Annotated in this window: 12 protein-coding genes; 4 read left to right on the forward strand and 8 right to left on the reverse strand. The window is 38.8% G+C overall.

Features of this window, described 5'->3' with window-relative positions:
- Positions 1 to 48: 48 nt before the first annotated feature.
- Genes ACX9YW_RS01505 through ACX9YW_RS01515 form a run of 3 tightly spaced genes read right to left on the reverse strand, consistent with a single transcriptional unit; the run spans position 49 to position 3,419 of the window.
- A complete protein-coding gene (locus ACX9YW_RS01505; RefSeq protein ID WP_460340707.1) occupies positions 49 to 1,242 on the reverse strand; it encodes a hypothetical protein in 1,194 nt (397 codons plus the stop codon).
- A 27-nt stretch (positions 1,243 to 1,269) separates the two neighbouring features.
- Positions 1,270 to 2,469 carry a DUF58 domain-containing protein gene (locus tag ACX9YW_RS01510; RefSeq protein ID WP_460340709.1) on the reverse strand — a complete coding sequence of 400 codons (1,200 nt, stop codon included), beginning with the start codon at positions 2,467 to 2,469 and terminating at the stop codon, positions 1,270 to 1,272.
- Entirely contained in the window at positions 2,469 to 3,419 is a 951-nt protein-coding gene (locus ACX9YW_RS01515) for an AAA family ATPase (RefSeq protein WP_460340712.1), read from the reverse strand. Before ACX9YW_RS01515 ends, ACX9YW_RS01510 begins: the two co-directional genes overlap by 1 nt.
- 232 nt (positions 3,420 to 3,651) lie before the next feature.
- Between ACX9YW_RS01515 and ACX9YW_RS01520 the strand changes: the two genes are divergently transcribed.
- The gene (locus ACX9YW_RS01520; protein ID WP_460340715.1) at positions 3,652 to 4,272 is read left to right on the forward strand and encodes a ribonuclease H1 domain-containing protein; all 621 of its coding nucleotides are present in this window, start codon (positions 3,652 to 3,654) and stop codon (positions 4,270 to 4,272) included.
- A 36-nt stretch (positions 4,273 to 4,308) separates the two neighbouring features.
- On the opposite strand, the gene ACX9YW_RS01525 is transcribed toward ACX9YW_RS01520, so the two are convergent.
- Positions 4,309 to 4,755: an SRPBCC family protein gene (locus tag ACX9YW_RS01525; RefSeq protein WP_460340718.1), complete on the reverse strand. Its 447-nt coding sequence runs from the start codon at positions 4,753 to 4,755 to the stop codon at positions 4,309 to 4,311.
- A 137-nt stretch (positions 4,756 to 4,892) separates the two neighbouring features.
- Here ACX9YW_RS01525 and ACX9YW_RS01530 point away from each other — a divergent pair, with 137 nt between their 5' ends.
- Positions 4,893 to 5,969 carry a Gfo/Idh/MocA family protein gene (locus ACX9YW_RS01530; RefSeq protein WP_460340721.1) on the forward strand — a complete coding sequence of 359 codons (1,077 nt, stop codon included), beginning with the start codon at positions 4,893 to 4,895 and terminating at the stop codon, positions 5,967 to 5,969.
- A gap of 400 nt (positions 5,970 to 6,369) precedes the next feature.
- Here ACX9YW_RS01530 and ACX9YW_RS01535 read toward each other — a convergent pair whose 3' ends face one another.
- A complete protein-coding gene (locus ACX9YW_RS01535) occupies positions 6,370 to 7,482 on the reverse strand; it encodes a DUF2515 family protein (RefSeq protein ID WP_460340724.1) in 1,113 nt (370 codons plus the stop codon).
- Positions 7,483 to 7,614: 132 nt separating this feature from the next.
- Between ACX9YW_RS01535 and shc the strand changes: the two genes are divergently transcribed.
- Together shc and ACX9YW_RS01545 are read left to right on the forward strand one after the other, a co-directional pair.
- Positions 7,615 to 9,492, forward strand: coding sequence for a squalene--hopene cyclase (gene shc / locus ACX9YW_RS01540; RefSeq protein WP_460341261.1), 1,878 nt, complete (start codon positions 7,615 to 7,617; stop codon positions 9,490 to 9,492).
- A 62-nt stretch (positions 9,493 to 9,554) separates the two neighbouring features.
- The gene (locus tag ACX9YW_RS01545) at positions 9,555 to 10,490 is read left to right on the forward strand and encodes a VanW family protein (protein ID WP_460340727.1); all 936 of its coding nucleotides are present in this window, start codon (positions 9,555 to 9,557) and stop codon (positions 10,488 to 10,490) included.
- Between the two features lie 31 nt (positions 10,491 to 10,521).
- On the opposite strand, the gene ACX9YW_RS01550 is transcribed toward ACX9YW_RS01545, so the two are convergent.
- Genes ACX9YW_RS01550 through ACX9YW_RS01560 form a run of 3 tightly spaced genes read right to left on the reverse strand, consistent with a single transcriptional unit; the run spans position 10,522 to position 13,201 of the window.
- Positions 10,522 to 11,502 carry an ABC transporter permease gene (locus ACX9YW_RS01550; RefSeq protein ID WP_460340730.1) on the reverse strand — a complete coding sequence of 327 codons (981 nt, stop codon included), beginning with the start codon at positions 11,500 to 11,502 and terminating at the stop codon, positions 10,522 to 10,524.
- On the reverse strand, positions 11,495 to 12,406 hold the full coding sequence (locus ACX9YW_RS01555; RefSeq protein WP_460340733.1) for an ABC transporter ATP-binding protein: 912 nt from the start codon (positions 12,404 to 12,406) through the stop codon (positions 11,495 to 11,497). Before ACX9YW_RS01555 ends, ACX9YW_RS01550 begins: the two co-directional genes overlap by 8 nt.
- A gap of 12 nt (positions 12,407 to 12,418) precedes the next feature.
- Positions 12,419 to 13,201, reverse strand: a complete 783-nt coding sequence (locus ACX9YW_RS01560; protein ID WP_460340737.1) for an SGNH/GDSL hydrolase family protein — start codon at positions 13,199 to 13,201, stop codon at positions 12,419 to 12,421.
- Position 13,202: the final 1 nt, after the last annotated feature.

The following is a 13,202-nucleotide window of genomic DNA, read 5'->3' on the forward strand; positions in this document are numbered from 1 at the left end:
GGAAAATAAAAATAAAACAGAGAGGTCCTCCTCTCCGTTAAAAATACACTACCTTTTATTTTTTTCCTTTATTTCTCGCTTTATGTTCTGGACTATTGTTTCAAATTGGCTGGCATCATTTTTAGCAATTACTACATTGCCATAACGAACACTCTCATAAGCATTGAACAGGGCTTTATTTTCAGGAAACCCTACTCGGGCGAACCATTCTTGAATCGTTTCATGCTGATATCTGCCTAGGTGATACTTACTGGCGAAATGGTCAAGTTGATAGATTAAACGGCGCAAATACTCTTGTGGTGTAGGTTCTGCAAATAAACTCCTTCTTTTCCGGGTTTTTGATAAAATTGGAATATGCTGCAACGGAATCGCATTCTCATCAGGTTTCTCATCAACAATTTTTGATTTCTTACGAACAATTAACCAAGCCACTAAGAGAACCACTGCTATTAAGGCAACCCAGACCCAAGGTGGTATGGAATCAACCGGATTAATACTGTCAAAGGTATCTTCTTTATCCGGAAGCTCAACCTGCTCAAATTCATCATCTTCTGGTGGTGCTTTTGGTCTTAGCCGTAGCACAATTCCCTCAACTAAATAGAAGAATGGACTTCCAATCATCATCGCGATTATCGCAATTCCTGCAAATATTTTATAAAAAGCCCACTTCACAAATGGGATGCAGAAAGCCAATATTACTGTAAGTACAGCAGAAATCCCTAGAACACTTGCTAAACCAGACGCATCCTTAGCACCATTGTTTTCCCCCATTTGTTGGAGAAATCTACCGATACTAAATAGAATTGTAAAGACAATGACTAAAGCGAAAAAGAAATCCATGTGAGGATATCTGAACATCCATCCAATAAAAAAGATCGCTACACTACTAGAATAAAAGATTATGGCAAAATTGGCTCGCTCTTCTCTCCATAAACTAGAGTCCTTAATAAAAGCCCCCATCCGAAAATATAAAAATATCACACTTATAAGAACGGACATAATGCTAAATCCAAGGAAATAAGCAGCAGCGCTTAACAAAACAGCACCAACAAAAGGAATCGTATTGCCGACAATCTTTTGTTTTAACGCAAAATACAGAAGCAAATTTCCACCTATCATTATTGCTATAATAGGTAGAATTGGCGGAATCGTGCCTGCTCTTGTATAAAAAATACAGACCAAAAAATATAAATAAACGCATTCTAACATGAAAAAATAGGCTGGTTGAAGTCGTTGTATCATTTTAATAATCACCTAATTTCCGACAATTCAAGAACGTCCAAACGGGACGACCGCTGGATATTCGTTATCATCTTGAAGGATATACACCTTTTGCCCCATCTTCTGAACCTTAGAAAAATAAGACACACCTTCGTCATCATACGGGCCACTATAAATGACTACTGGGGAATGCTGCTGTTGCTTATCCACATATTGAAACATACGTCTTAGTGGTACCGTATTACCTCTCTCCGTAATTCGTGCTAGAAGGTCAAGTACCTTACCAAGCTGTTTTGTTCCACTTCCTTTTGGGAGATGATAAACAGCCGACTCACTTGCCATCCTCAAATTTAGAAACAATTCAAATTCAATCCCTTTTTTAGTAGCAAATTGAGCTAAATAAGCGATATTACTCGCAATGGATTCTAAATTTTCAACTACTCCTAAATGATAGGTCGGTGTATTCGGCTCTCGCAGATTGACGATAAATGTCCATGAATAATGGGCCGTTTTTTCAAATACTTTAGTTTGTAGTGTTCCCATCTTGGCACTGGCCTTCCAGTGAATTCTCGCAAAAGAATCAGAATAGACATAATCCCTTGTTCCGATTGGTGCTAGAATATGTTCGTGAATACTACTTGGAGCGGAAAAATCTCCTTGGGCCATCGTCGCAAATAACTTTTCGGTTTGCGGTACAGCAATCGGTGTTGGATGAATGATTAGTTCCTTATGAATAAATGGATTATACGTCAACTCTACAAATCCATAACCAAAAAAGTTCTGAATGGTTAGGTGAACGGATTTAATTCTAGTCGCCCCACGTTTTAATGCCTTAAGATGAAGTGGGATCTGTAATGACTCTTTACTTCTTAAGTGAAATGGAATGGTAAAGACAACATTGGATTCTGATTGAAAAGAAGGAATTCCAACACCTTCGACAATTGATTCTAACTTTACCTCTAACATTCCCTTGTAAATTGGTAAAATACTAAGCTGAGAAAGTTGTAGATTTAATGTGGTCTCCTCACCCACTGAAAGTCGAATTGTTTGTCTACCATTTTCTAGTTCCAAATCGTCAGCAACATGCTTCAAATAATATAAACTAAGTTGACAAATCACAATTAAGAGACTTCCTAAAAAGATTAACCAATAAGTTTCCTGATAGAAACTTACAAGCAATAGAACGACACCAATTACAGTGACGAGATCTAATGCATTTCCTCCGTGTACGTCTTTTCTCCAGACCATTAGTTCAACGCCCCAGTTTCAGCAGGAACCTCGACACTCTTTAGAATCGTCTCAAGAACCTGACTGTTCGTCCGTTTAAGGGATGCATCCAATGTAAGGACTAAGCGGTGAGCCAACATATACACTGCTACATCCTTCACATCTTGTGGTGTAACAAATAGGCGATCCTGTAAAAACGCCCTTCCTTGTGCCCCTCTCATTAAAGCTAACGTACCACGGGGACTAACACCCATTTCAACTTCGTCATGATTACGAGTTAGGTGGACAAGTTCAAGAATATAATTTTCGACATCCTCAGAAATAGTAACCTTCTTGACTTCCTCTTTTAAGCTAGCAATGTCATCTAATGAAAACACTGTTTTTAAACTGTTGTATGGTGAGCCGTGACGGTAAGTTTGCATGATTTTCTTTTCTTCTTCCATCGTTGGATAGCTTAACGGAATTTGCATAAAGAAACGATCCATTTGTGCTTCAGGTAGCGGGAATGTACCTTGTTGGGATTCAATCGGATTTTGTGTTGCAATAACGATAAATGGCTTTGGTAACGCGATAGTTTCCCCGTCAATCGTTACTTGGCGCTCTTCCATAACCTCAAGTAAACTCGCCTGTGTCCTTGGAGTCGCACGGTTAATTTCATCCGCTAATAAAATATTTGTCATAACCGGTCCGATTCGAAGTTGGAAGTCCTGCTCCTTTGGATGGAAAAACTGAATCCCAGTTACATCACTTGGCAATAAATCCGGAGTAAACTGAATTCGCTTAAACGCTCCATCAATCGTTTTTGCAAAGCTTTTGGCTAATTGCGTCTTACCTGTTCCAGGCACACTTTCCAATAATACATGACCATCATTTAGTAAGGCTATAAACAGCATTTCTACGATATCATCTTTACCGATGATTACATGACTAATTTCTAGTTTTAATTGTGAAACCTTCTCTGCAATGTTCAAAACTGACTCCCCATTTCTTTATTTGTTTTAGATATTCGGAATTCTTCCAGTTGACCGAAATGATGTTATCGGTCTCAAGTGCTGAATGCTCGAAACATTCAGACCATTTACCTAATATTATGCAACTTACAATCCATTTTGTCTATTTTTACTGTATTAAAAATGTTAATTATTGGTTTATAAATAATATTTTGTTATCCTATAAGAAAAGCTATGGAGGACCATTTTTAATATGGCTAGTAAAAAATATTACGTCGTTTGGCAAGGCCGAAAAACAGGGGTTTTTGAGACTTGGGCGGAATGCGAAAAACAAACAAAAGGTTATCAGGGAGCACGATTTAAATCCTTCCCGACCTTAGCAGAAGCCAAACAGGCGTTAAGCGAAGGATACGCAAGTACAAAAACTACCAATAAGAAAAACACTACCACTAAAGAAAACGCAAAACCTGAGATTGAACCCAACAGTATTTCCGTAGATGCAGCATGTAGTGGAAATCCCGGAATGATGGAATATCAAGGGGTTAACACTCAAACAGGTGAAACCATTTTCCATTACGGTCCCATCTTAGGAACAAATAATATTGGTGAGTTTTTAGGCATCGTTCACGCATTATCGTATTTAAATCAAAAAGGCGAACATACGACCATTTATTCTGATTCGATGACTGCGATAGCTTGGGTACGCAACAAAAAAGCGAATACTTCTCTAGTACGCAATAATGAGACGAAGCAAGTATGGAGCTTAATCGAACGAGCAGAAAAATGGTTAAAGGAAAATTCCTATCAGAACAAAATTATCAAATGGGAAACTAGTCAGCTGGGAGAAATTAAGGCGGATTTTGGGAGAAAATAAGTTAATGCCAGGCACACACATCGTGCCCGGCATTTTTTATGCTCTTAGTTCCTGCAATTTTTCGGATATTGCTACTGCCATTTCCTCAGCTGTTTTTGGTATGGTCGTTTTTAAAATATTATTAACGAATGAACCCATCGGCCCTTCGGCATTGATATCCAGATAACCAGTCATTCTTGTTTTATTTTGTCCTATTGCCTTAGCTTCAAAATAGCCTTCCCCGGAAAACTTTTCATTTATCCCTTTTAAAGCAAAGGTTACTAGAGTAGGTTCATTCCATTCCTTTATCGTAATCAGTAAACTTACCTTCTTCTTCATAATGCCGATATCGCTTTTAAATTCCCAGGTTGATTGGCGATCGTTTAACTTTTGATGGGTAATATAACCTGGGACTAAAGGTGCCCAATTGTCCATTTCTTTCACAAAGTCCCAAACCTTTCCAATTGGCAATTGTACTTCAACTTGATGTGACCCGCTTGGCATATTCAAATCCCCTCTCGCTAGATTCTATAAAGTTATATGCCGCTAATGGGGCAATTAGAAGAAAGGCATAAAATTCGAAAAATTTAAGGAGAACCATTAAAATATAAACTAGAATACTCAAAAGGAGTGAAGGTCTCTTGAAGAAAATCAGGGTTGGAATAATCGGAACAGGATTCGGTGCCAAAGTTCACGCACCGATGATGAATTTTCATGATGGTTTTGAAGTCGTGGCCATTTCCAGTGTTTCAAGAGGAAATGTTGAGGAAGCTAAACAATTGAGTGATATCAACAATATTTATACCGACTGGCGCCAAATGTTGGATCAAGAACAACTGGATTTAGTAGTCGTGGCATCTGCTGTTTTTTTACATAAAGAGATGGTTGTGGAAGCATTTAATAAAGGAGTCCATGTCTTATGTGAAAAACCAATGGCTCTTGATCAAGAAGAAACGATGTCGATGATTTCAGCTAGAGATCAAGCTAATAGATTAGGATTAATCAATCATGAGTTCCGTTTCCTCCCTGCCCGCTTGAAGGTTAAAGAAATTATTGAAAGCGGCAGACTTGGGAAAATCCAACACGTTCGTTATCTCTGCTCGTACCCAAATTATATAGGGCTCCTTTCACGTTCACGAGGTTGGCTAGGCCAAGAAGACAAGGGCGGTGGTATGCTAGGAGCAATTGGTTCCCATATGATTGACTCCCTGCAATGGTGGCTCAACGGTAAACTAGCGGAAGTATTTGCTCAACTTCCTATACATGTACCATCGTACACAAATGAAAGCGGTGAACTCGAGAACCGTACAGCGGATGACGCATTTCAGATAATTGGTACGTTAGCGTCTGGTACAACCGTTACATTAGAACTCTTATCAGCCGCAAGACAAACAGCCAATAGCTGGCGTTTAGAAGTCTTTGGCACAGAAGGAACACTCATTATGCTCGATGATCAAAAGGTCATGCTCTCAATAGGAGACGAACCTCTTCAACAAATAGAGCTTGCCCCTGACATCGTTGCACCAGCCGAAATGCCAGCAGTAGCTGCACGCTATTACAATGGGTTTAATCGTGCACTGGATGCGCTTTATGAAACATTGGTGGCAGGCACCAATCACCTATATATTGCCAGTTTTGAAGATGGTGTTGCTACTCAAGTGGTTTTGGATGCTGTACGTCAGTCTGCTCGTGAAGGTAGGAAGGTTGTTATTGTCTAATGATAAAAGCCTAGCCCGGTAGATGCGGGTTAGGCTTTTTGGATCCATTTATAGTAATGCCACATGAGAATGATATAAATGAAATATCCTATGACTGAGTAGCTATGAACCCAGCTAGTAGAATGAGTTAGAAATCCAAATGTTTCAGACAATCTTTCTAAACAGCCGATTAATAAGCTACAGATACAAAAAATAGCCCATCTCCATCTAGCCTTCAATGGCTCAACAAAAAGCAATAACCCCAATGTAAAAACGGGTAAAATGACTAATACAAAGCCGACGTCAAAGCTAAAAATCAGGAAAAGGACGTTTCGGAAACGTATTATTCCCCTTTCCGACAAAAAATAAATCGAGAAAGGTCCCTATCAATGCTGACAAAATGAGAATAGAAACTAGTTGTCTATAAAAATATTGCTTTTTTGGCAATGGTAACAAGCTCGAGGTTTTCAAGTGTTTCACAGTATTCATTCATAATCTCACCATTGACCATATATATGTCTTCTTTTAAATAATCAATAACTCTCCAATCACTAAACCAATCCCCTTCTTCTGCCGGAGGATGGTCGACATTCTTCCAGGCAAAATCAAGCCGCGGACAATAAATTCTCGGCATGCCTTTTCGCAGCTTACAGTTTTTTAATCTTCGCATATACAGGTTTCCTGGTGCATACTCCTTGACATCATTAAACAAATGCGGCCAATAATCCTTTCTTGAAGCGGTATGTGAATGGCTCTTCGCCCATTGTTTGGTACGATTTAATATTTGTTCACTTGAAAATAGCAAATGATAAAGCCGTTTTCCAATCATAATCCGCTCATGAAGGGAATCAAATTGGTTAATTGTCTGTCCTAAAAATTTCGTTTGACCATCCGCTTCATAGGGAAATAGAATCTGATTAAAAGATAGAATTTCTTGTAATTTAAATTCAAACGTATCAATAACCTTATCCTTAAATTGCCTATCGCCCATCAACTGTTTTTCCAAATAGCTTTGTTCATTTATAACAAGTGCAATGGTCAAAACGTAAGGATCCCGGTAAATCCAAAAATGATTCCAAATGGTTTCCATAAAACGAGAGATATTAAAAAATTTAAAAAGATGAAACAAATTGTGTCTAATCTTTAAGCTCTCCTCATACAGGAGTAATTGTGGGTAGGCATCCTGGAAAATCAGCCAATTCCCTCGTTCCAAAAATGAAAAAAAGTCATCCCTTGCCCGTTTATCGAGTAATTTGACCAGGAAATCACCCTTTAAATCGGTCATATTCCAACCCCCATTTCGGGACACCATATGAGCCAGAAACGCCCAATGAACTTCCGGATGGTTTTTATAAAAAGCAAAATAAGCTTTTGTTCTTGTGACATTATTTTGATTGAGTTCAGATGTTTTCATTTTTATAGTAGCGATTAAATCCATTTCCTCTTTGGTTGGAAGGGGCATTGGGTGCGACTGTGATTCAATTAATGCCTCTTTTATCTCAATTAAACTTTTAGAAATACTGATTTTATTCATTTTCTTCTTAAAAAGGCAAATTGAAAACACCTCCACATAGGCATGGTTAAGTAAGTACCGGAATATAATTGGGTAGTATTGACAATATTTTCGAGAGGATGAAAAGATGTGAGACTAGACCCCACCTCAGAAATGAATCGAATCATCCAAAAATTGAAAGAGGATCAAACCTCGAACGGAACTTGGGAATACCCTTTTGAAACAGGAGTCGCAACCGATGCTTCTATGATTATTTTATTGCGTTCCTTACAAATAAATGATGAAAGATTAATCAAAGAGTTGACAGAGAGAATCCTTAGTAGGCAGGAGGAAAATGGTGCCTGGAAGTTATTTTACGATGAAGGCTCAGGGAATTTAACCGCCACTGTGGAGGCTTATTATGCACTTTTATATTCCGGCTATTACACAAAAACAGATACCAAAATACGGGCTGCCAAAAAATTTATCCTAGCAAATGGCGGGATGGAGAAAACTCATATGCTCCTAAAAATAATGCTAGCAATAACTGGTCAATATAAATGGCCGCGTTTCTTTCCAATTCCAATCGAAGCTATTCTTCTACCGACCTCCTTCCCAATAAACTTCTTTGACTTTTCTGTAGCAGGAAGAGCCAACCTCATTCCAATGATGATACTCGCAAACAAAAAATTTACCCTTACAACCAACGGAAGCCCAGATTTATCTGATTTATATATAAGGAGAAGTCAAGAGTGGGAAGAAGAATACTTAGTTTGGCAACGGTCAGCTGAAGTGCGCTCGCTTTTTTCTAGCATTAAAAGCTTAATAGGACTTCCAGAGCAACTACATATGGAGGCCATGGATCGGGCCAAACAGTATATGCTGAACCGAATCGAGCCTGATGGGACATTTTATAGCTATTTTAGCTCGACTTTTTTAATGATTTTTGCTTTCCTATCCCTTGGTTATAAAAAAAGTCATCCGTTAATCCAAAATGCAGTGAAGGGACTAAGGTCGATGACATGTCAAATCAAAGGGAAACCACATATTCAATACACAACCGCATCGGTTTGGAATACATCATTAATTAGTTACGCACTACAGGAGGCAGGGATTCCCGTAATTGACCCAGTCATTCAACAGGCAAATCACTATTTACTTTCAAGACAGCATTACAAATATGGGGATTGGGTGATTCATAACCCACATAGCCTTCCAGGTGGGTGGGGGTTCTCTAATATCAATACATTGAATCCCGACATCGACGATACCACTGCGTCATTACGTGCTATCATACAAGGCGTAAATACAGACCCTAATGTCCATCAAGCCTGGGACAGAGGGAAAAGTTGGTTATTGTCAATGCAAAACGATGATGGTGGTTGGTCGGCCTTTGAGAAAAATGTCAACAAGTCCTTTTATAAAATCATTCCCATACAAGGGGGAGAATTTTTATTAACTGACCCTTCAACACCCGATCTCACAGGTAGAACTCTTGAGTTTTTCGGGAATTATACAAACCTATCGAAACATCATCCTTCCCTAAATCGTGCTGCAAATTGGTTGTTAAATCAGCAGGAGAAGGACGGCTCTTGGTATGGTAGATGGGGAATTTGTTATTTGTATGGCACTTGGGCGGCGGTCACTGGACTTAACGCCATTGGCATTTCCCAAAATCATCCTGCGATTCAAAAGGCAATCAATTGGCTAAAATCGATTCAAAACTCGGATGGAGGCTGGGGCGAATCATGTAACAGTGATATTCATAAAACCTATATTCCATTAGGAGTAAGCACAACAACCCAGACAGCTTGGGCATTAGACACACTTATCTCGACTTCTGACAAATTAACACCGGAAATGGCTAAAGGAGTACAATTTTTAATTGATAAAAGTGATGATAAGGATTGGACGAATGATTATCCAACTGGCCAAGGAATGGCTGGTGGATTTTATATTCATTACCATAGCTACTCGTATATTTTCCCCCTACTTGCACTCTCCCATTTCCAAAAGAAATTTGGAAAAAATCAGGATTCTCCCATCGCATAAAAGATGGGCCAAAGTACATCCTAATATGGATGGACTTGGCACTTTTTTGGGAGGAAGCCCTTATGCACTTATCTTTCATTTTAGGATTTTTATTAGTAAGCCAACAGCCGGTAAAGGAACAGGACATCATTGTGCGTGATGAAGGAAATATAATCGCTATTGAAAATCGCAACAATTTATACTTTCCTTTAATAGGCTGGCCTTTTATCAATACTGATTACATTCAACCTCTCCTAGAAAAATGGGAAAACGAAGCCTATATGAAGCCGCAAAATGCCACTCTGGACGAACATGGTGCTATTGTCTCAGAAAAGACAGGATTTCAACTAGACAAGGGGTCACTAATTAGTCAACTATATCAAAGTCTATATTCTTCTGGCCCTTCGGTGGTAGATATTAAAAAAATCCCCGTCTATCCTGAAGTCGATAGTGAAATACTATCGCAAATACGCGAAAAACAGATTGGTCAATACTTAACCTACTTTAATTCAGGAAACAGAGAGCGTTCCTTGAACATCGATTTGGCGGCAAAAGCAATTAATAATCATGTGGTTTTTCCTGGTCAAACCTTTTCCTTCAACCAAGTGGTTGGAAAACGAACAAAAGGAAAGGGCTATCTCCCTGCACCAATTATCGTTAAAGGTGAATTATCTGAAGGAGTTGGCGGTGGAATATGCCAAGTATCATCCACTTTATTTAATGCAGTTGATCGCTCCGGGCTTAAAGTAGTGGAACGTTACTCCCATAGTCGCGATGTCCCATACGTTCCAAAAGGAAGAGATGCAACGGTCAGCTGGTACGGACCTGACTTTCGCTTTACCAACAAATACAATCAACCCATCTTGATAAAGGCTAAAGTTTATCATGGAAAATTGATTGTTTCGATTTATTCCTCGGACAGTATTAATTTTAAACCGCGAAAAATACCAAGCGCCTCTAATGTATTGCCTGAGGAAATAAAAGTATCAAATGATATTCAAGACAGGAATTCCAATTAAAAGGAATTCCTGTCTTGAAAGCCCTAAAGCCCTAATAAACATCTTGTCGAATAAACACAAAAAATGATATAAGTAATGCGACCATGCCCCAAAGCAAAAGAACAACCAACGAAAACCCTAATGACATCCCTTCAATAGGCGGAGGATTCCCTGCCAAATAAGCGGTTAAATCCAAATTTATCATAAACAAATATTTAGCCGACTCCCATGAAGAAACCATACTGCTTAAAATTGCTCCAGAAATTAACGCGGCCAACATCACACCCATGCCCACTGGAGTGCTCCGAACTAACACTGAAATCATAAACGTTATGGTTCCAACGATAATTGCCACAAACCAAATAAGACTATATTCCATAAACAAATACTGCCATTGGGGAATCATTTGAACTGACCCGGTATTTAATTCTCCTGCTGTACTGGTAAAACCAGTTAACATCGGAGCTGACCAACCTTTATACCCGAAAACGAGGCCCGAAATAAGATAGGACATCAGTCCAAAAATAAAAACGATAACCGATACCGATAATAGCAATGCCATGAATTTACTCATTAAGACCTTCCACCGTCTAACTGGACGTGTTAGTAAAAGCTTTATGGTCCCTGCACTTCGCTCAGCCGAAACCAAATCAGCCGCAATAATCATGACCATTAAAGGAAGGAACAACGTAATGGAGTGTTCCCCAAACGTTCGCATAAACGTTGGAGCACCCGGTTCAAGCGGATTAATATCGTGATCCAAGTAATATTGCTGCTGTTGAACCCGAAGTTGGAGCTGATTTTTCCATTCCTCTGAAATTCCACTACTCATAAGCCGATTTTGCGTATCAATGATTTGCTGCTGTAAGGTTGTCCGCCAATCTATCGAACCAACTCGCTCAATCCTTCTTTCAATTTCTTTAAATTGTGCGTAAGTAAATAGACTGACTAGCACCGCTATAATCAATCCAACATAGATTAATTTTTTTCTGCGCACTATTTTAAGTAATTCATTATGAACGAGCTTAATCAATCGATTCACCACCTGTCATTTCTAAAAATAAATCCTCTAATGCAGGTAACTTACGATTCATTTCCCTTACTTCAATTCCTTGATCCACCAAGCGTTTATTCCAAATAGATGTTTGTCCTTCCAGATATGGTGTAACTAGTTCTTCTTCTGTAGAACTTATAACCGTTGTTAGCCCACTCAATACCTCTATCGCCTTTTCTAGCGGGGTAACCTTCCATACCATTCGTTCTTGAAGGGTTAATAAATTTTCTACCGAATCAATCTTTACTACCTGGCCTTTCGAAATAATCGCAACCCGGTCACATAGCAATTGAATCTCACTTAATAAATGACTAGATACCAATACGGTCAATCCTTCCGACTCGGCCAAAAAGCGAATAAACCCTCGCATCTCACGAATTCCCATTGGATCCAAACCATTCGTCGGCTCATCTAAAATCAGCACTTTCGGCTTCCCAAGCAATGCCTGGGCAATTCCAAGCCTCTGTCTCATACCCAGAGAATATGTCTTTACCAAATCATGAATTCGTTCATCTAATCTTACTAGTTTCACCACTTCATCGATTTGATCCGACCCAACATTCGGAAGCATTCTTGCAAAATGCTCGAGATTTTCCCAGCCAGTTAAAAACGAATATAACTCGGGATTTTCAACTATACACCCTAAGTTTTGCATTGCTTCTTGAAATTGAGTTTCTACATTAAAACCGCAAATTTCAATCGTACCCGAAGTTGGCTTTATTAATCCAACAAGCATACGAATCGTTGTCGTCTTCCCAGCCCCATTTGGACCTAAAAAACCAAAAACCTCGCCCTTTTTCAAATCTAAATGAATCCCTTTGATAATTTCTCTTTTGCCGATTGATTTTCGTAAACCTTTTACAGAGAGTGTGATTTCATTCATTTTCTTTCCCCCTTACCACGTAATTAAGGAGGCTACCCGTTCAGCAATTAACCTGTAACCTTCTGTATTCGGATGGAATTTATCTGTGTATAGATAATCGTTTACTTTCAATTGAAATAAATCAAAAGTTGGTACAAAAACGGTCTGGGGATGCTTGTCCAAGAGTTCGCTTGTTTCATAGTTCCATTGGCGTACAACTTTAGTCATCACAGCCGCATCATTCAAATCGATAAACGGGTTATACAATCCAATAAAATAAATCGTCGCCTTTTCATTATTCTCTCGCAATTCTGCAATGATTTTTTCTAAGCTCCCCAGATATTGATTTCGGAGTAAATCAATTTGCTGTAAATTCATATCGATAATCGTCTGACCGCTTTGGAATAAATCATTGCCACCAATTGTAATAAGGATGATGTCTGCCTTATGAATTTGATCTCGTACTCCAGCCTGACCGATTTGTTCCAATAATTGGTTAGAACGGAATCCTTTTACCCCAAGGTTTTGTAGAGTGATTTTTTCATTTGATTTCTCTTCAAGCTCATCCACTAAATAGCCAATATACCCCTTACCGGCCGCATCACCAGTACCCCTTGTTAATGAATCACCCAGTGCGACAATGGTTTTATTCTGATTGATATTTGAATCCTTACGATTATCTTCATTTTTTACAACCACATTTGAATCAGACGTGTTAAAAAATTGATGCTGCAATGTCCATCCAAATCCGACTAAAAAAAAGAACAGTAAAAAAATGGATACAACAATAGTAAGTTTTATGCTTATTGTTTTCACT

The sequence above is a fragment of the Pseudoneobacillus rhizolycopersici genome (assembly GCF_054786815.1).